Consider the following 18,662-nt stretch of genomic DNA (forward strand, 5'->3'; position numbering starts at 1 on the left):
TCAACTTATATAGAAATATGCCAAATAGATTTGTAGTACATAATTCCAAAATAGATTTGAAGCCTCTAGTAAAAGAGGCTATTAGAGATTTTGAGAATTACAAAGAGATACTGGGCGATGCAGAACGTAATGTGATTAAGATAGTAAGGCTAAATGATAAGAAGTATGCTATAAAATCCTTTAAAATACCTAATGTCATAAATCAGATTGCATATCGATTTTTTAGAGAATCTAAAGCAGAGCGTTCTTATATGTATGCCAATAATCTACTAGAAGCAGGTATTAAAACACCTTTTCCGATTGCATATGACATTAGAACAACTCCCTTTTTGTTTAAAAAAAGTTATTATGTAAGTGAGTTGGTGGAATGTGATTTGACGTATCGAGAATTGACTACAGATTTTGGTATTGCGGATCATGAGGATATATTGAGAGCTTTTACCAGGTTTACATATGAATTACATAAAAATGGAATTAACTTTTTGGACCACTCTCCTGGTAACACATTGATTAAGAGGATAGAAAATGGCTATGAGTTTTATCTCGTAGATCTTAATCGAATGGAGTTTGGTGAAATGAGTTTTGAAACTAGAATTAAAAACTTTGCTCGTTTAACAATTCATGAATCCATGATTAAGATAATGAGCAACGAATATGCGAAATGCACTGGAGAAAAAGAGTCAGAAATCTTTAGATTGATGTGGCAATATACCCAGGAATTTCAGAATCGCTATCACGGCAAACGTAAGCTGAAACGAAAGATCTTTTTCTGGAAAAAGAAATATAGAGATTAGTTCATTTCCTTAAATTATAAGGAAAGCCATTTTTTAAACTTCCCCAATTTCTCTATGGCAACAAAAATGTTACTCTCTGTAGCTATTGGGTTTAGCGATACTTTTATTCTTGATTTTGAGGTGTAATACATTTGTTCGATTGATTTTAGATGAACCATATATTTTCTGTTTATCCTGAAGTAATCGGATGGATTAAGTTCTTGTTCTAGTTTTTTTAGTGAAAAATCAATAGGAATCTTTTTTCCAGTCCAAAGCACAACAAAGGTTAGTTTTTCCTCACTATAGAAATAAGCAATTTCATCAATTTCGATTGTCTTAAGGCTGTTATTTAGTTTTGCCAAAAATCTTTTCTTGTATTCTTTTCCGTTATGAAGAAACAGATTTTTATATTCTGGTAGTTGGCTTTTATTTAACTCAAAGAATTTATCAATACTTTTTAATAAAGCTTCTTTGGCAACAGGTTTCAGTAAATAATCAATACTATTCTGTTCAAAAGCTTTAATAGCATATTCAGAATAAGCTGTTGTAAAAATAATTGGTGTTTTGATATCTAATATTTTAAAAATTTCGAAAGAATATCCGTCAGATAAGTTAATATCCAGAAAAATTAGATCAGGCTTTTTAGTCGATAAATACTGGATAGACTCGTTTATAGAAGTAAGTATCTTTACGATAATAATTTGATCGTTTACTTCTTGAATTAGGTTTTGCAGTCGCATAGCTGCAATACTTTCGTCTTCTATAATGATTGCTTTTATCATATTTCTGGCTCAATTAATGGAATTGAAGCGATGTAGTTATCATTTATTATCTTAAATGTAGGAGCTAAAGAATGTAACATCTTATATTGATTAACTAGATTTTTCTGTCCGATACCAAGGGATTTTTCATACTCATTACTTTTTGGTTGAAAATTATTAATTACATCAATATTATTTTCTTGACTTATAATTGATATTTTTAATGGCTTACTGTTTTCTATAGTATTATGTTTAATTGCATTCTCAAATAGTAATTCTAATGTCATAGGAGGAATTAGTAGATGAAGCTGTGATTCTTTTATATGATTTTGAAATATGATATTATCTCCAAATCTGATTTTTTGAAGAGATATATAAGAATTGATTAATTCTAGTTCTTTTTTTAATGGAACAACAACTTCTTCGCTTTGTGTTAGATTGTATCTATAAACATTAGATAATTCTTGTAAAAAATATTCTGCTTTTTTAGTGTCAGTACTTATTAAACCTGATAAGCTATTAAAACTATTAAACAAAAAATGAGGATTTAACTGTTTTTTTAAGGCCATGTACTGTGCTATTGATTTTTCACTTTGGTATTGCGTGAGTTTAATTTTGATGTCTTGTTTTTCTTGTTGTGATTCCAGGAAAATCTCTACAAAATAGACAAAAGCAATAACAGCAAAATTGATTAATAAGATCGACCAAAAACCTAAATCAAAAAACGATTCATTAATATCATCATCATCATTAAATAATGCAGACGAAATGCCCTTTAGCATAAAGGTCAAAAAAACTGTTTTTAAAAAAATAACTACTGTCCAAATGCCTAAGAATTGAGATCTATTTTCTGTATCAATGATTTTAGGAACTAGTTTTTCTTTTAAATATAATCTTGACCAAAAAATCACTAGTGTAAAAACGAAACTAATTGGTAGTAATACGAATGTTTCCCATATACCTTCTTGTATATTCGAGGTATAAATTTCACTAATAAAATGAAATCCATTAAACAGAAGTACAATAAATAGATAAAAATATATTCGGTTAGTGTTCAATGTTTTATTTTTAGTTTTCCGTAATGGTTATGGTGTCTTCTTCTATGTCTACAGCATAAAAGTATCCTAATGCTCTATTGTTTGGATTGCTTAAATTTATTAAATTTCCTCGGATTGATGCTGGTGGAGGGTTGCCAATTATTGGATTTCCTAGATTTCCAGTTTGCACAAATAACTCATTGAGGAAATCAAAATATTCTTCAGATATTGATAATTGTTGTGCTGTTGCTATATCACCAATTTCGAAAGGTACTTCATCATTTGGGCTTACACCAATACGTTGTCTTCCATCAAAGAATTCATCAGAAACAATTAGAACTTCACTGTTTCCAGGATCTGGAACGATTACAAATTCACCGTTTTTAAAAAGGCGGTAATAATAAAAGTTAGATATATTGGCAGGGTCTGTGGTGTCAAACTTCACAAAATATCCTTCATCTGTTGCAATAGTTTCTTCTTCAAATTCAAAATAGAAATTATCAAAAGAAGGAACTTCTGATATGTTGTCAGATCCTTCATAGGTGTCCCCATTCCAGTTTATGGTGATGGTATAGGTATTTCCAATTTCAGGAATTATGTTGGAGTTTTCGTAAACTCCATTAGATGTATGAGTAAATTCCCAAGAATCAGTATTGCTCGTTACAATGACAGATGCGTCATCTACAAACGGTAATTCTTCTGTAGATAAAAACGAAGCAGTAGTAGTTAGTTGAATTTGCTGTGTTGTCAATGGAGTTATAGTGTTTCTTTCTAATCCACCATTGATGACTAAACGTGGAGTGCTTTCATTAAGTGTGATATCATTAGTTACGTCTGTTTCGCACGATAAGAAAAATAATGAGATGATTATTAAGGATGTTATAAATAGATTTTTCATTTGATGTTTTTTAAAATTTGAATTCATACGATATACTCGGGACAATGCCAAAGAAAGATAGTTTGGTTGCTTGGGTCATTCCGGTAGCTACTTCCTGATCTCCAATTTCTCCAACTTCATTAAAGTAAATGGAAGCTGCGTTTTGTCTGTTATAGACATTTACCAGACTGAATACCCATTTGCCGTTTTTACCTTTTTTAGGATTTAGAGTAGCTGATATATCCAATCTGTGATAGGCGGGTAATCGATTTCCGTTTCTATTATTGTAATCAGCTACTACTAATCCATTTTGTTCGTATCTTCCGGTAGGGTAGGTTACTGGTCTTCCTGAGCCAAAAACGAAGTTTGCTCCAAAATCCCATCTTTTATTCAACTTATAGAATCCTACTAGATTTAATTCGTGTAATTGGTCACTATTGGATGGATAATATTCATTATTATTAATGCCAAGAACTTTAGTTTCTGATTTGGCAAGGGTATAACTTAACCAACCCGTAAGTCTACCTTCATTTTTATTTAGTTGTACTTCTAACCCATATGCTCTTCCGTCTCCTTGTGCAATCTGAGTTTCTATTTCTTCAGTAAATATTAGATCTGCTCCATCAATAAAATCAGTGACATCGTTAAGTTTCTTATAATATGTTTCGAGGCTTAAATCATATTTTCCTTCATTAAATGATGTAAAGTATCCTATTGCTAATTGATCAGCATATTGTGGTTTGATGTATGGACCACTTGGAGACCATACGTCCAGAGGAGTAGGAGAGGTAGTGTTGGAGATTAGATGCAGATATTGATACATTCTGTTATAACTTAACTTAAAAGAATTAGAGTCATTTAATAAATACCTAGCTGATACTCTAGGTTCTAGTCCATTAAATGATTTTATATTCTCTCCAGAACCGTATTGTGTAGTGCCTATAACTTCATTTTCTTCATAAATATCCTGTTCAGCGTTATAGGTTAAAGGAGTTCCTGTTTCATATTCACGTATTTCTTGAGCTCCTAGTCTAAAAAAGTTAGACCATCTTAATCCATATTGAACACTAAATTTATCTGATAATTTTTGTTTTAAATCCACATAAACTCCGTTTTCTAAACCAAACTTGTCACTAAACTCTTCTTCGTTGATACTAGAACCGTTTAGAGAAGATATTTTCCCAGGTTTAAATTGATAGTAAGTCATATCAATACCAGTTTTTAGTGTGTTATTATTGTTGATGTACCAGGACAGTTTGGGTTTTAGATTATAATTGGTGATACTAGATTTCCATCTAAATTCTGAACCAGTTCTTAGATTGTCTAGATTATATTCATAATTACTGAAAATGGCAGAAGTCTGTAGAAATAACTTTTCGTTGATCACACTTGTCCATCTAAGAGTTCCAGAGGAGTTTCCCCAGGTTGTTCCTAATAATCCATTAAGTTCAAACGTGTCTCTGCCGAAATACCCTGAAAGAAATAGTCGATTATTTTTGTTAAGGTCATAATTCGCTTTTAGATTAAAGTCATAGAAAAATAAGGAACTGTCTTCGAAATCTTCTAAAAGGAATGAAAATAGATCTATGTATGATCTCCTACCGGCTAACATATAACTTCCAGAAGCTTCTTCTTTATTACCTTTTAAAATAGGGCCTTCTATTAATGCTTTGGCAGAAATAAGACCTATTCCAATGTTTCCTCCAAATTTTTTAGTATTTCCTTCTTTTTGCTTTATATCAAGTACAGACGACAACCTTCCTCCGTATGTAGCCGGAATTCCTCCTTTGTATAATTTTGCATTTTTTATAGCATCGGAGTTAAATACTGAGAAGAAACCAAATAAATGCGAAGCATTATAGATAGTAGCTTCATCAAGTAATATTAGGTTTTGATCTACAGAACCACCTCGTACATTGAATCCTGATGAAGCTTCGTTCACGCTAGACACTCCGGGTAATAATTGCAATGATTTTAGTACATCGGGTTCACCAAGAATGGCGGGCATTTTTTTAATAGTTTCTCCTTGTAGTGATATAACACTCATTTCTGTAGATTCTATTTTTTTTCTTGTGTTGTTAGAAGAGATAATAATCTCATCCAATTCGGCTAATTCTTCTGATAAATCAAAATCTAATTTTTGATTATTTGAGATTAGAATTTCTTTTCGGATAGTTCTATATCCTAAATAGCTGATTTCTATTTGATGGGTTCCTTTTTCTATGTTTATAGAATAAAAACCATAATCATTTGTTGTGGTTCCTACAGAATCATCAATAATAATATTAACTCCAAGTAATTTCTCTCCGGAACTAATATCTTTTATATATCCACTGATGGTAAGTTTTTCTTGTCCAAATGTTCCAAGGGTATATAAAAAGAGCAGGTATACAAATCTTTTAGTCATACGAATACAGTTTTAAATAATTTTTATTCAAAACTATAGGAGAAGTCCTGCTAGGTTTTAGAAATAATGATGAACCTTGAAAAAACCTGATAAACCATTATTTTTTAAATAAATGGATAGTAAAATATTGAATATATAGGGTTTAAATAGTTAATACTTAGAAAACCAGAAGTTTGGTTTTACTGTTTTTGTTTAATTAACTCTCTAAGTTTAGAATACTTCAGAAATGTAATATTGGCAGTTTGCACACAGATAACAAAGCCATTGAACCCATCCAAAAATCCAAGTCTTAGAAAATACGCCTTAAAAAATGCCCAGGTTGGGTTAAGGATGATCTTCCAGATAGGCGCTTTTTTACCAAGTTTATAATACGATTGGGCGGAGATAGTTGAGAACTTATCAGTTTTAAGATTAAACTCTTGGTATGTGGCATAATTCCAATGTAGGATATCACCTTGTAGTTTCGAAGCAGCTTTTGAATTAGTTAATCTAAAAGAATCATGTGGATTAATGCCTTCCCATTCTCCTTTTCCTTTTATAAATGCTCTAAGTTTCTTGTCAGGATACCAATCCGAGTGCTTTATCCATTGTCCACAAAAATTATTATATCTATTCATATAATATCCATCATGAGCCCAATTGGATTTTAGTTTAATCAAAGAATCCTGAAGTTCACATGACAATGCTTCATCACCATCTAAAGATATGATATGATCATTGGAAGCTTGATGTATTGCAAAATTCTTTTGTTCTATATACCCTAAAAATTGCTGTTTTATAAATTTGACATCAAACTGTTTACAGATTTCCTCTGTTCTATCTGTAGAAAAAGAGTCTACAACCACAATCTCATCAACAACGCCAACCAAAGAAGACAAGCATCTCTCTATTTTTTTTTCTTCATTATAAGTGATGATAACAGCTGATAGTTTAACCATTCGGTTTTTTTTGTAATGATTGATGTTAAAATTATTTCAAGAATATCCCGTCACATTGAGCGGAGTCGAAATGTACTCCCTAGAACAAATATTATTTCTCGACTCCGCTCGAAATGACAGTAAAGTTTATTTTTGAATAACTTACTCGCAAAAATAACTATTTTTACGCCAATGCAATTACCAGTAATAACAGTAATCATAAGTACTTATAATCAACCACAATGGTTGCAAAAAGTATTATTGGGTTATGAGAACCAGAGTATCAATAACTTCGAGATGATCATTGCCGATGACGGTTCTGGAGAAGATACTAAGAAAGTGATCTCAGAATTTTCTAAAACGACTAAATTCCGATTAGAGCATATCTGGCATGAGGATCAAGGATTTAGGAAGACTGAAATTCTAAATAAGGCAATTCCGCTTGCTAATACAGATTATTTGTTGTTTACGGATGGTGATTGTATACCTAGGAAGGATTTCATTGAAACACATTTACGATTGAGAAAACCAGGTTGGTTTTTATCAGGAGGCTATTTTAAATTGCCAAAAGATATATCAAAACAAATTTCTAAAGAAGATATAGAAAGTCAAAGATGTTTTGATGCGAATTGGCTAAAAGGGCAGGGACTTCCACCTTCATTTAAACTGAATAAGTTGACTTCTAAAGGGTTTAAAGAACGTTTTCTTAATTTTATTACTCCTACTAAAGCTACTTGGGATGGTATGAATGTTTCCGGCTGGAAAAAGGATGTTTTATTGGTTAATGGTTTTGATGAACGTATGCAATATGGAGGAGAGGATAGAGAAATAGGAGAGCGGTTATTTAATTTAGGAATCAAAGCAAAGCAGATACGATATAGCGCTATATGTTTACATCTCTACCATGAAAGAGGATATGTGCAGCCTGAAATGATCACCCAAAATAACGCGATAAGAAAAGTTACCAAAAAGGATAAAGTAATTAGAACTCCTTTCGGAATTGAAAAAGACTAAAGCAGATTAGAGTTTTAAGTTTTTAAGATACGACCTTACACTAGGAATAATCAACTCCGATGAAAAGCTTTTGTATAATTCCATCGCTTTATCTTTCATCTCTTTTGGAGTTTTATCTCCATATAGCTCAGGTTTAAAATCATAAAGATGTACTGAATCGTGTTTTACACCATCTTCAAACATATTCCAGTCTTTTTTAATAATCCAAGGTGAGAAAATTGTAAAAGTAGGTTTATCAAGAGCTTTGGCCATATTAACGGCTCCACCTTCATTTCCGATCAAAGCATCACAGTGAGAAAGGATTGTGATGAATTCACGTAAGCTTTTTCCGAATACATTAAAATGAATTTGTTTCTGAGTGCTCTCTTTTGTGAGATCATAAATAGATTTAGCATCCTTTTCCTGACTTGGGATATAATTAAATAGAATATTCGCGTTCGTTGTTTCAACAATTTCATCAATAACCTTTGCCATATAGTCAAAAGGTAATGTTTTTCTCATCTCACTACCTAGAACACTAATCATTATAAGAGGTTTCTCAGAGGTAATTCCATTATCTTTTAGATATGATTTTGACTTGTTCTTTTCCTCTTCTGTCAAGAATATTTTTGGTCGAATGATATTAGAAGAGATCTTATCTTCTGAGTATACCAGTCTCAACCTGTTTTCAATTGCTATAGAAGCATTGGTGATAGGTTCTGGTTTTCTGTAAATAACTTTCGAGTATAAAAATCTAGTGTACCATTTGTAAAAAGATACTTTTTTAGGAGCTTTAGAGAAGTACGAAATAAGGTTACTTTCTAATTTTCCATATGCATCAACTACTAAATCATATTTTGACTTTTTGATTTCTTTTAAAAAAGAGTAAAACTCTTTTTTACTGTCACGATATTCGTTTTTGAATTCGATAATATGATCGAAAAATGGATTTCCCTGGATAACAGGTCTTGTACTAGAATTTACAAGATAATCAATAGTAGCTGCGGGATATTTTTTCTTTAGCCCTTCACAAATAATAGTGCTGGTAAGCACGTCACCTATCATTTTTTGCTGAATGACTAATATTTTCATGAACTATTAATTAAAAGGAATTCTGGATCTGTCATTTCGAGCGGAGTCGAGAAATAGCATATTTCAACTCCGCTCAATGTGACAGTATTTGATATAAATATTTATACAGCTACATCGTGCTCCCTCAATGCATCATTAAGAGAAGTCTTTTTATTGGTGCTCTCTTTTCGTTTACCGATAATTAGTGCACAAGGAACGTTATAATCACCTGCTGCGAATTTCTTTGTGTAACTACCAGGAATAACAACCGATCTGGCTGGTACTACTCCTTTTCGTTCTACAGGAGTGTCGCCAGTAACATCAATAATCTTGGTAGAAGCAGTTAATACAACATTTGCACCAAGTACCGCTTCAGTTTCTACACGAACACCTTCAACAACGATACATCTGGATCCGATAAATGCATTATCTTCAATAATAACAGGAGCAGCCTGTAATGGTTCTAAAACACCACCGATTCCAACACCCCCGCTTAGATGTACATTTTTACCGATTTGTGCACAACTACCTACGGTTGCCCAAGTATCCACCATAGTACCTTCATCTACGTATGCGCCTATATTAACATAGCTAGGCATTAAGATGGTACCGGGAGAAATATATGCTCCGTGACGCGCAACTGCATTAGGAACCACTCGAATTCCTTTAGCTTTATATCCTTTTTTTAGAGGAATCTTATCGTGGTATTCGAAAATACCTGCTTCCAATGTTTCCATTTTTTGGATAGGGAAATAAAGTACAACTCCTTTTTTCACCCATTCATTTACTTGCCATCCACCTTCTATAGGTTCTGCTACACGAAGTTCTCCAGCATCTAATAAGTCTACAACTTTTCTGATAGCATCCTGAGTACTTGATTCTTTTAAAAGCTCTCTATTATCCCAAGCTTTTTCTATGGTTTCTTTTAGTTGGTTCATTTATTAAAAAATTTTGGTAAAGATAACAGCTTCATCGGAAAAACATACGCTCAATAGATATTTTAGGATACTCTTAATAATTCTTACTATTTTATAATAATGTCATACTTTTGCACAAAATAAATTATGGCAAGGATTTTGGCAATAGATTATGGAGGAAAGCGATGTGGGATTGCAGTTACAGACGAATCCAAGATCATTGCTTCTGGATTGACAACAGTAGATACTAAAGAACTATTGGGTTGGTTGCAAAACTATGTGACACAAGAAGAAGTAGAATTATTTGTAGTTGGCGAGCCGAAACGTTTGCACGGAGAAGCTTCAGAGAGCGAAAAGTTGATCAAACCGTTTTTAGAAAAACTAGCAAAACTATTGCCCAATATTCCTGTAAAACGAATAGATGAGCGATTTACGTCTAAAATGGCTTTTGATACAATGATCGCCAGTGGAATATCAAAGAAGAAAAGAAGAGATAAAGCATTAGTAGATCAGATTAGTGCTACTATCATACTTCAAGATTATCTTTATAATTTATAAGGAAATTCAATAAGAATTAAGAATAGAAAATATAGAATATTTATCAAATGATTTTACCAATTGTAGCATACGGTGATCCGGTATTGAAGAAAAAAGCAAAGGATATTGCAAAAGACTATCCCAAGCTATCAGAATTGCTCGAAAATATGTTTGAAACCATGTACAATGCACATGGTGTTGGACTGGCTGCTCCGCAAATTGGACTTCCGATACGCTTGTTTTTAGTAGATGCAGAACCTTTTGCTGATGATGAGGAACTTTCTGAAGAAGAACGAGAATTGCTTAAAGGATTTAAAAAAGTCTTTATTAACGCTACAATTGTTGAGGAAACGGGAGAAGAATGGTCTTTTTGTGAAGGATGTTTAAGTATTCCTGAAATTAGAGAAGATGTGTTTAGAAAAGAAACAATAAAGATCAACTATTTTGATGAAAATTTTGTAGAACATACCGAAACATATAGTGGTCTAGCGGCAAGGGTTATTCAGCATGAATATGATCACATAGAAGGAGTTTTGTTCACAGACAAACTATCTAGTCTTAAAAAACGTTTAATTAAAGGGAAACTCACTAATATTTCTAAAGGTAAGATTAGTGCTGAGTATCGAATGAGGTTTCCACTGGCTAAAAAAGGACGTTAAAAAGATCTGTAGCATAATTAATACAAGTAATTGTATTGTAATTTATATTGGTTAATGTTTGATTTTTAAAAATGAACTGCTGATATTTGCCAACTTTGAAAAGAAATTTATGAGCTTAGACAAAATATTATCAATTTCTGGAAAACCAGGTTTATACGAATTAAAAGCGCAAACTCGTAACGGATTTGTTGCAGAATCACTGGCAGACGGAAAAAGACTATCCGTTAGTATACAAAACAATGTGAGTATTCTTAGCGAAATTGCTATCTATACTTTTACTGAAGAAGTTCCTCTAAGAGAAATTTTTAAAAGAATTCAGGAAAAAGAAAATGGTGAAAAATCTATCAGCCATAAAGAATCTAAGAATAAATTAGAAGCTTATTTTAGTGAAGTGTTACCTGATTATGATGAAGATAGAGTATATGTTAGCGATATGAAGAAAGTAATACAGTGGTATAATATTTTACAAGCCAAAGGAATTACTGATTTCACCGAGCCAGAAGAGGTAGCTTCTGAAGAAGAAGAATAAAATTTAATTTTTGTTATAATCAAAAAAATCCTGTCTTGTAGAGATGGGATTTTTTATTTATGGCTTTAAGAATTCGTTTTCAGTTTTTTATGCTGTTAGAGGATTATGAATAAGTTATATAAATATTGCCTTATTTTCAATGAACTCAATGCCCTGTTTGGTTACTTCTTTGTATTTTTGCGCAAAATTTAAACACAACCGAACAAATAGTTAAGTTTACATGGCTAATACCAAATATGTTTTTGTAACCGGAGGCGTATCTTCTTCATTAGGAAAAGGAATTATAGCAGCTTCTTTGGCAAAATTGCTTCAGGCAAGAGGATACAGAGTTACGATTCAGAAACTGGATCCATATATTAATGTTGATCCAGGGACATTAAACCCTTATGAGCACGGAGAGTGTTATGTGACTGATGACGGAGCAGAAACAGATCTTGATCTAGGACATTATGAGCGATTTCTTAATACCCCTACATCACAGGCTAATAACGTAACTACAGGTAGAATTTATCAGAGCGTTATTGAAAAAGAACGTCGTGGTGAATTTCTAGGAAAAACAGTTCAGGTCGTACCACATATTACAAATGAGATCAAGGAAAGAATTCAGATTCTAGGAAAAAGTGGTGATTATGATATTGTAATTACTGAGATAGGAGGAACTGTTGGTGATATAGAATCTTTACCATACATTGAAGCCGTTCGTCAGCTTAAATGGGAACTAGGGGATACAAATGCTTTAGTGATTCATCTTACATTAATACCATATCTCTCAGCTGCCGGAGAACTAAAGACTAAGCCAACCCAACATAGTGTAAAGACCTTAATGGAGAGTGGTATCAAAGCTGATATTTTGGTATGTAGAACAGAACACGAGTTGTCAGAAGATCTTCGCAGAAAACTAGCTTTGTTCTGTAATGTAAGACAAGAAGCTGTTATAGAGTCTATTGATGCTTCTACAATCTATGATGTTCCTAATTTGATGTTGGAAGAAGGTCTTGATGCGGTAGTTTTAAAACAATTAGTACTAAGAGATGATAACGTTCCGAATTTAGATAAGTGGAACGATTTTCTAAAACGACATAAAAACCCAAAATGTGAAGTAACCATTGGTCTTATTGGAAAGTACGTAGAATTACAGGATTCTTATAAATCCATTCTGGAAGCTTTTATACACGCGGGCGCAGAAAATGAGGTAAAAGTGAATGTAGAAAGTATTCACTCAGAATATATCGATGATGAGACCATAGCAAATAAAATTGCACATCTAGATGGAGTTTTAGTAGCTCCTGGATTTGGAGAAAGAGGTATAGAAGGTAAGATAAAAGCAGTACAGTTCGCCAGAGAAAATAAATTACCGTTTTTTGGAATTTGTTTAGGAATGCAGATGGCCGTAATAGAGTACGCCCGTAATGTATTAGGGCTGAAAGATGCTTGTTCTGTAGAAGTAGATGAAAATACTGCTAATCCAGTTATTAACCTGATGGAAGAGCAAAAGAACATAACAGATATGGGAGGTACTATGCGATTAGGAGCTTGGGATTGTGAATTAATGGATGATAGTAAAGTATCTGAAGCTTATGGAACATCTTTAATTGCTGAACGTCATCGCCATCGTTACGAATACAATGATCAATACAAAGAACAATTAGAAAAAGCAGGACTTAGAACTACTGGAATCAATCCTAAAACCGGATTGGTAGAAATTGTAGAAATTCCTGAACACCCTTGGTTCGTTGGTGTTCAATATCATCCGGAGTATAAAAGTACTGTGGCCAATCCGCATCCACTATTTGTTGCTTTTATAAAAGCAGCGGTAGAATATTCTAATTGTAAGAAAGATGCCAAAGTGGCACAAGGATCTTAAGTGGCGAGATAATTGACAATAAAAAAAGTAATATAATTTTAGAAGGCCTTTCTAACGGATAGAGGCTTTTTTATACACATATCAATGGAAGAAAAGAAATTTGACCTTAATACTGTAATTGGATTTGTACTGATATTTGGAATTTTTGCGTGGATGTTTTACGTAAATAAGCCTACTCCAGAAGAGATAGAAGCAGAAAAAGCAAAACAAGAACAGGTTGAAGCTGAACAAAAGACCGAAGAAAATAAAACAACAGAGTTTATAAAAGAAAGTGAAGCTATCGTTGCTAACCCACAAGATTCGTTAGCATTAGTAGCTGCAAAGTCTCAGTTAGGAGCATTTGCATATGCTGCGAGTTTACCTTCTGCTAAAGAAAATGTTACCAAAATAGAAAACGAAGTTTTAAGTTTAAAAATTAATAATAGAGGAGGTTATATTGAAGAAGCTTTGCTTAAAAACTTCAAAACATATGATTCAGTTCCTTTGTACTTAATCAAAGATGGAAAAAACGCTTCTTTCAATATTAATTTTGGAACGACAGACAATAGAATCCTGAATACAAAAGACCTGTTTTTTGAACCTACTGTAACTAAAAATGGTGATAATACTGTTTTATCTATGAAACTGAAAGTTTCAGAATCTAAATTTCTGGAATATCGCTATGAATTGAAGCCTAATGAATATATGTTAGATTTTTCAATTAAGTCTCAGGGTTTACAACAGGTGATTAATAGTAGCCAGGCTATTAACTTAGATTGGAAACTACAAGCTATTAGACAAGCCAAAAGTGCTTCTTATGAAAACAGATATACGGATATTCATTATGAATATGAAGATGGTAAGGATGATTTTACTGGACAAGGAGAATTTGATGAAGATCAAGAGGAACAGGTAAGTTGGATAGGGTTTAAACAACACTTTTTTACTTCTATTTTACTTACGGATACTCCTTTTAAAACAGCTACGTTGGCATCTAAAAATGTTGCTAATGCCAGCGAATTGGATGATAAAGACATAAAAGTTACTAAAGAATTTGCTGCCTCCGTCCCATTAGAACTTCAAGGAGGAGAGCTTAGTTATAATATGAACTGGTATTATGGTCCTACTGATTATAAAACTTTAAGCTCTTATGACCGCAACTTAGATGAGATTGTACCATTAGGATGGGGTATATTCGGAGTCATTAATAGATATATATTTATTCCATTTTTTGGTTTCTTAAGTGGATTTCTTCCGTATGGTATAGCGATTGTAGTAATGACAATTGTTGTTCGTATCGTTTTGTCACCTGTAACTTATAAGTCTTACGTTTCACAGGCGAAGATGAAAATATTAAAGCCTGAAATAGCTGAGATTACTGAGAAATATAAGGATAATGCTATGAAAAAGCAGCAGGAAACAATGGCTTTATATAGCAAAGCAGGAGCTAGCCCAATGAGTGGTTGTTTGCCTGCGTTCATGCAGATTCCCGTGTTCTATGCATTGTTTAATTTCTTTCCTAGTGCTTTTGATTTAAGACAAAAGAGCTTCTTGTGGGCAGATGATTTATCTAGTTATGATACTATAGCAAAATTGCCATTTGAAATTCCTTTCTATGGAGATCATATTAGTTTATTTCCAATCTTAGCTTCTATTGCTATATTCATTTATATGATGATGACAACTGGTCAGACGATGCAAACGCAACAACCGGGGATGCCTAATATGAAATTTATTATGTACTTATCTCCATTAATGATGTTGGTGTTCTTCAATAATTATGCAAGTGGATTGTCATTATATTATTTCATTTCTAATCTAATTACAATTGGTATTATGTTAGTGATTAAGAATGTGATTATAGACGAAGATAAAATTCACGCGAAGATTCAGGAGAATAAGAAAAAACCAAAAAAACAAGGTAAGTTTCAGAAGAAGATGAAGGAGTTAATGGAGCAAGCAGAACAACAAAAAGCAAAAAAATAAGTTGAAATTTTATTCATAAATAAAGGCTCGTTTTCGATAGAAAACGAGCCTTTTGTTTCTTTATAAATACTTGCCTATCTGTTAGGAGCTATTGGAGATAATAAAACATTATCGATTACATGTATAACACCATTAGTTGCTTGAACATCTGTTGCGGTTATTGTTGCTGTATTAGCAGGATCAGCTCCATCAGAAACTGTTTTTGCGGTGGCATCTATGGTTACGTTTCCACCTAACGTATTTACTTCTCCATCAGTCAAATCAGCTTCTAGTACATTAGCATTTTCAATTACATGAAGATTTAAAGCGTTTTCTAATGTCATTTCTGGAATATCTCCAGTGGCAGTCCACATAGGATCAGTTGCCAATAGAGCATCAAAAGCAGCATTGTTAGGAGCAAATACAGTAAAAGGACCAGCTCCTTGTAATGTATCTACATAATCAAAACTATAAGCTGTTAATCCTTCTGCAAGTCTTGAGAAATTAGGATCAACAGTAGCAAAAGTAGTTATGTCTGGTAATCCAATTACTGCATCTATTTTATGTATAATACCGTTTGATGTAGCAATATCAGGAGTTGTAACGGTAGCAGCACCATTAAAAACTACTCCATTACTAGTATTGTAGTAGATACTAATAGTGGTGCCATCGGGACCTGCGGTGGAAGCTGTTTTTGCGTAACCGGCACCATTACTTGTAAGTGCAGTAGAGGTAATTTCTCCGGGAATTACATGATTTAATAAAAGTTGCTGTAGCGCGTCTGTTGGTACAGCAGCAATGTCAGCATAATTGTTAGCAGCGAGAAAAGCTTCCATGGCTGTATTTGTTGGAGCTAATACTGTAAAAGGTCCTGTTCCGCTAAGAACAGATACTAAATCTCCGTCAGCAGCACCAAGGGCAGCGACCAGTAGTGATAAATCTGTATCTGCAGTAGCAGTTACTACAATGTTCTCTGTTGGAATAATAATGTTGCCATCGTCATCATCACCACAAGATGAAATACCTAACACTAATGCTGCAATGATTACAGCGTTGGTGATTTTTGAAATAATTTTCATGTTTTTGAGTTTTAAAAGTTATAATTTGTTCGGATACTGTAACGCTGGACTGAATTTATATATTTTCAATAATTCGTTAAACAAAAGTTAACAACGGGTTGTTTTAATATAGATTGGTTGTTTTTTTGGAAGTTTTAATGTTTTTTTTGTAGGATTTTCAGAAATAAAAAGAGTTGATATTTTCTTTTGATTGTATTTTTACAGAATATTGGTATGCTTTTTGGACTATTAAGTTACCCTAAAATTAAATTAAACTATGCGGAATAAATTTTTGTTTTTCTTATTTGTTTCTAGTCTAACACTCGGAAACGCACAGGAATTTAATGCTTTTGATGTTGAAGGAAAGCGACATGGAAAGTGGCAGAAGAAATATGAGGGCAGTGACCAGATCCGATATGAAGGAACATTTGATCACGGAAAAGAAATAGGTAAGTTTAAATTCTACAAGCCTAATAGTGGTAAATCACCTACTGCTATTAAAATATTCTCTAATAAAACCGATACAGTCAATGTAAAATATTTTACTAATAAAGGAAAGGTAATTAGTGAAGGGAATATGATAGGTAAGGAAAGAGTTGGGTTATGGACGTATTATCATAAAGGGTCCTCTAAAGTAATGATGACCGAAGAGTATAATTCAGGAAAACTCCATGGAGAACAAAAAACATATTTTGAAAATGGTCAATTAACCGAAAGAACAATATATGTAAAAGGTAAAAAAGAAGGGAAGCGTGTAGTATATTCTGATAAAGGTATAATTATTAAAGAATTTACATATGTAAATGACCAATTACATGGTAATACTAAATATTATGATGCTCAAGGAAAAGTAAAAATAGAAGGTAATTATAAGAAAGATCGTAAAGATGGATTATGGAGTTATTATAAAAATGGGAAATTACTCGAGCGAAAACAATTTCCTGTTAATAAAAGAGGTTCCTAGTATAAGTTTTTCGAATTCATTCATAGAAAAAACCTTAAAGCAATGCATCAGCATTGCTTTTTTTATTTATTATTTTTGCAAATAATTTAAAAACGGAAGTTGTATTGTTTTCTTCCGTTTAAGTTATAATGAGGATACAGACAAAATAATAGTAATGAAAAGAGTTATTGTAGGTTTATCGGGAGGAGTGGATTCTAGTGTGGCAGCATATTTATTAAAAGAGCAGGGATATGAGGTGATAGGTCTTTTTATGAAAAATTGGCATGATGATTCGGTTACTATTTCCGATGAATGTCCTTGGTTAGATGATAGTAATGATGCTTTATTGGTTGCCGAAAAATTAGGGATTCCATTTCAGACTGTTGATTTGAGTGTAGAATATAAGGAACGTATTGTAGACTATATGTTCAATGAGTATGAGAGAGGAAGGACACCGAATCCAGATGTATTATGTAATCGCGAAATTAAGTTTGATGTTTTCTTAAAAATAGCATTATCACTAGGTGCAGATTACGTAGCTACCGGACATTATTGCCGAAAAGATTCTGTTACTAAAGATGGTAAAGAAATACATCGTCTCTTGGCAGGAAAGGATTCTAATAAGGATCAGTCGTACTTTTTGTGTCAGTTATCACAAGATCAATTAGCAAAAACACTTTTTCCTGTAGGAGAGCTATTAAAACCAGAAGTTAGAGAGATTGCAAAAGAACAGGATCTGGTTACAGCAGATAAGAAAGATTCTCAGGGACTATGTTTTATTGGGAAAGTACGATTACCAGAGTTTCTTCAGCAAAAATTACAACCTAAACAAGGAGATATTATTGAAATCTCTTCTGCAGAAGAAATGTATAATAAAACAAAGCCAAACTTTGATTCTAAAAAAGATGAGCTGGCATTCCTTTCTTCAAAATATAAATATGATGTTAGTGATGGTAAAATAGTAGGAAAACATCAAGGAGCACATTATTATACAAAAGGACAAAGAAAAGGGTTAGCTGTGGGTGGAACTCCAGAACCACTTTTTGTTATAGAAACTGATGTAAAAACCAATGTAATTTATACTGGGCAAGGCAAAAGCCATCCTGGTTTATATCGAAAAGCACTTTTTATTAGTAATGAAGAATTACATTGGGTGCGACAAGATCTAAGACTACAGATCGATGAAGAATTAGATGTAATGGCTAGAATACGATATAGACAACCCTTAGATAAGGCTACTTTATATCAAGTAGAATCTGGGATGTATGTAGTTTTTGAAAATCCTCAGAGTGCGATTACAGAAGGACAATTTGTTGCTTGGTATATAGATGATGAATTAGTTGGATCAGGAGTAATTTCGTAACTTGTGAAGGTT

The 18,662-nt window shown here is 32.8% G+C and carries 17 protein-coding genes; 9 read left to right on the plus strand and 8 right to left on the minus strand.

Annotation, left to right across the window (positions count from 1 at the left end; translation table 11 throughout):
• Nucleotides 1-17 precede the first annotated feature (17 nt).
• Nucleotides 18-794, plus strand: a complete 777-nt coding sequence (locus Q0910_RS00685; RefSeq protein WP_299211153.1) for a lipopolysaccharide kinase InaA family protein — start codon at nucleotides 18-20, stop codon at nucleotides 792-794.
• Nucleotides 795-808: 14 nt separating this feature from the next.
• Here the strand turns inward: Q0910_RS00685 and Q0910_RS00690 are convergent, their stop codons facing one another.
• The 5 genes from Q0910_RS00690 to Q0910_RS00710 all read right to left on the minus strand — a co-directional run bounded on the left by Q0910_RS00690 (nucleotide 809) and on the right by Q0910_RS00710 (nucleotide 6,793).
• Nucleotides 809-1,555, minus strand: a complete 747-nt coding sequence (locus Q0910_RS00690) for a LytTR family DNA-binding domain-containing protein (protein ID WP_299211156.1) — start codon at nucleotides 1,553-1,555, stop codon at nucleotides 809-811.
• Entirely contained in the window at nucleotides 1,552-2,592 is a 1,041-nt protein-coding gene (locus Q0910_RS00695) for a histidine kinase (protein ID WP_299211159.1), read from the minus strand. The genes Q0910_RS00690 and Q0910_RS00695 overlap by 4 nt, the downstream gene beginning before the upstream one ends.
• A gap of 10 nt (nucleotides 2,593-2,602) precedes the next feature.
• Entirely contained in the window at nucleotides 2,603-3,469 is an 867-nt protein-coding gene (locus Q0910_RS00700) for a DUF4249 domain-containing protein (protein ID WP_299211162.1), read from the minus strand.
• 10 nt (nucleotides 3,470-3,479) lie between these two features.
• Complete coding sequence (locus Q0910_RS00705; RefSeq protein WP_299211165.1) at nucleotides 3,480-5,855, minus strand: TonB-dependent receptor; 2,376 nt, start codon at nucleotides 5,853-5,855, stop codon at nucleotides 3,480-3,482.
• A gap of 179 nt (nucleotides 5,856-6,034) precedes the next feature.
• On the minus strand, nucleotides 6,035-6,793 hold the full coding sequence (locus tag Q0910_RS00710; protein WP_299211168.1) for a glycosyltransferase family 2 protein: 759 nt from the start codon (nucleotides 6,791-6,793) through the stop codon (nucleotides 6,035-6,037).
• Between the two features lie 171 nt (nucleotides 6,794-6,964).
• Here Q0910_RS00710 and Q0910_RS00715 point away from each other — a divergent pair, with 171 nt between their 5' ends.
• A complete protein-coding gene (locus Q0910_RS00715) occupies nucleotides 6,965-7,786 on the plus strand; it encodes a glycosyltransferase family 2 protein (protein WP_299212667.1) in 822 nt (273 codons plus the stop codon).
• Nucleotides 7,787-7,792: 6 nt separating this feature from the next.
• Here the strand turns inward: Q0910_RS00715 and Q0910_RS00720 are convergent, their stop codons facing one another.
• Together Q0910_RS00720 and Q0910_RS00725 are read right to left on the minus strand one after the other, a co-directional pair.
• Nucleotides 7,793-8,857, minus strand: coding sequence for a glycosyltransferase family 9 protein (locus Q0910_RS00720; RefSeq protein WP_299211171.1), 1,065 nt, complete (start codon nucleotides 8,855-8,857; stop codon nucleotides 7,793-7,795).
• A gap of 101 nt (nucleotides 8,858-8,958) precedes the next feature.
• Nucleotides 8,959-9,774, minus strand: a complete 816-nt coding sequence (locus tag Q0910_RS00725) for a 2,3,4,5-tetrahydropyridine-2,6-dicarboxylate N-succinyltransferase (protein WP_299211173.1) — start codon at nucleotides 9,772-9,774, stop codon at nucleotides 8,959-8,961.
• A 126-nt stretch (nucleotides 9,775-9,900) separates the two neighbouring features.
• On the opposite strand from Q0910_RS00725, the gene ruvX reads away from it, so the two are divergent.
• The 5 genes from ruvX (at nucleotide 9,901) to yidC (ending at nucleotide 15,307) form a co-directional block, all read left to right on the plus strand.
• Nucleotides 9,901-10,311: a Holliday junction resolvase RuvX gene (gene ruvX / locus Q0910_RS00730; protein WP_299211176.1), complete on the plus strand. Its 411-nt coding sequence runs from the start codon at nucleotides 9,901-9,903 to the stop codon at nucleotides 10,309-10,311.
• Nucleotides 10,312-10,358: 47 nt separating this feature from the next.
• A complete protein-coding gene (gene def, locus Q0910_RS00735; RefSeq protein WP_299211179.1) occupies nucleotides 10,359-10,949 on the plus strand; it encodes a peptide deformylase in 591 nt (196 codons plus the stop codon).
• Nucleotides 10,950-11,058: 109 nt separating this feature from the next.
• The gene (locus Q0910_RS00740) at nucleotides 11,059-11,478 is read left to right on the plus strand and encodes a DUF5606 domain-containing protein (RefSeq protein WP_299211182.1); all 420 of its coding nucleotides are present in this window, start codon (nucleotides 11,059-11,061) and stop codon (nucleotides 11,476-11,478) included.
• Nucleotides 11,479-11,698: 220 nt separating this feature from the next.
• Nucleotides 11,699-13,342, plus strand: coding sequence for a CTP synthase (locus Q0910_RS00745; RefSeq protein ID WP_299211185.1), 1,644 nt, complete (start codon nucleotides 11,699-11,701; stop codon nucleotides 13,340-13,342).
• A gap of 84 nt (nucleotides 13,343-13,426) precedes the next feature.
• Complete coding sequence (gene yidC, locus Q0910_RS00750) at nucleotides 13,427-15,307, plus strand: membrane protein insertase YidC (protein WP_299211188.1); 1,881 nt, start codon at nucleotides 13,427-13,429, stop codon at nucleotides 15,305-15,307.
• A 74-nt stretch (nucleotides 15,308-15,381) separates the two neighbouring features.
• Here yidC and Q0910_RS00755 read toward each other — a convergent pair whose 3' ends face one another.
• Complete coding sequence (locus tag Q0910_RS00755; RefSeq protein WP_299211191.1) at nucleotides 15,382-16,365, minus strand: fasciclin domain-containing protein; 984 nt, start codon at nucleotides 16,363-16,365, stop codon at nucleotides 15,382-15,384.
• 256 nt (nucleotides 16,366-16,621) lie between these two features.
• On the opposite strand from Q0910_RS00755, the gene Q0910_RS00760 reads away from it, so the two are divergent.
• The gene (locus Q0910_RS00760) at nucleotides 16,622-17,308 is read left to right on the plus strand and encodes a hypothetical protein (RefSeq protein WP_299211194.1); all 687 of its coding nucleotides are present in this window, start codon (nucleotides 16,622-16,624) and stop codon (nucleotides 17,306-17,308) included.
• A 154-nt stretch (nucleotides 17,309-17,462) separates the two neighbouring features.
• Nucleotides 17,463-18,650, plus strand: coding sequence for a tRNA 2-thiouridine(34) synthase MnmA (gene mnmA / locus Q0910_RS00765; RefSeq protein ID WP_299211197.1), 1,188 nt, complete (start codon nucleotides 17,463-17,465; stop codon nucleotides 18,648-18,650).
• The last annotated feature ends 12 nt before the right edge of the window (nucleotides 18,651-18,662 follow it).

It is taken from the genome of uncultured Aquimarina sp., assembly GCF_947495315.1.
Taxonomy (GTDB): domain Bacteria; phylum Bacteroidota; class Bacteroidia; order Flavobacteriales; family Flavobacteriaceae; genus Aquimarina.

Coding starts and splice junctions, on each gene's coding strand:
- Q0910_RS00685 (WP_299211153.1), top strand. CDS start 18: ATGCCAAATAGATTTGTAGTACATAATTCCAAAATAGATTTGAAGCCT.
- Q0910_RS00690 (WP_299211156.1), bottom strand. CDS start 1,555: ATGATAAAAGCAATCATTATAGAAGACGAAAGTATTGCAGCTATGCGA.
- Q0910_RS00700 (WP_299211162.1), bottom strand. CDS start 3,469: ATGAAAAATCTATTTATAACATCCTTAATAATCATCTCATTATTTTTC.
- Q0910_RS00705 (WP_299211165.1), bottom strand. CDS start 5,855: ATGACTAAAAGATTTGTATACCTGCTCTTTTTATATACCCTTGGAACA.
- Q0910_RS00710 (WP_299211168.1), bottom strand. CDS start 6,793: ATGGTTAAACTATCAGCTGTTATCATCACTTATAATGAAGAAAAAAAA.
- Q0910_RS00715 (WP_299212667.1), top strand. CDS start 6,965: ATGCAATTACCAGTAATAACAGTAATCATAAGTACTTATAATCAACCA.
- Q0910_RS00720 (WP_299211171.1), bottom strand. CDS start 8,857: ATGAAAATATTAGTCATTCAGCAAAAAATGATAGGTGACGTGCTTACC.
- Q0910_RS00725 (WP_299211173.1), bottom strand. CDS start 9,774: ATGAACCAACTAAAAGAAACCATAGAAAAAGCTTGGGATAATAGAGAG.
- ruvX (WP_299211176.1), top strand. CDS start 9,901: ATGGCAAGGATTTTGGCAATAGATTATGGAGGAAAGCGATGTGGGATT.
- def (WP_299211179.1), top strand. CDS start 10,359: ATGATTTTACCAATTGTAGCATACGGTGATCCGGTATTGAAGAAAAAA.
- Q0910_RS00740 (WP_299211182.1), top strand. CDS start 11,059: ATGAGCTTAGACAAAATATTATCAATTTCTGGAAAACCAGGTTTATAC.
- Q0910_RS00745 (WP_299211185.1), top strand. CDS start 11,699: ATGGCTAATACCAAATATGTTTTTGTAACCGGAGGCGTATCTTCTTCA.
- yidC (WP_299211188.1), top strand. CDS start 13,427: ATGGAAGAAAAGAAATTTGACCTTAATACTGTAATTGGATTTGTACTG.
- Q0910_RS00755 (WP_299211191.1), bottom strand. CDS start 16,365: ATGAAAATTATTTCAAAAATCACCAACGCTGTAATCATTGCAGCATTA.
- Q0910_RS00760 (WP_299211194.1), top strand. CDS start 16,622: ATGCGGAATAAATTTTTGTTTTTCTTATTTGTTTCTAGTCTAACACTC.
- mnmA (WP_299211197.1), top strand. CDS start 17,463: ATGAAAAGAGTTATTGTAGGTTTATCGGGAGGAGTGGATTCTAGTGTG.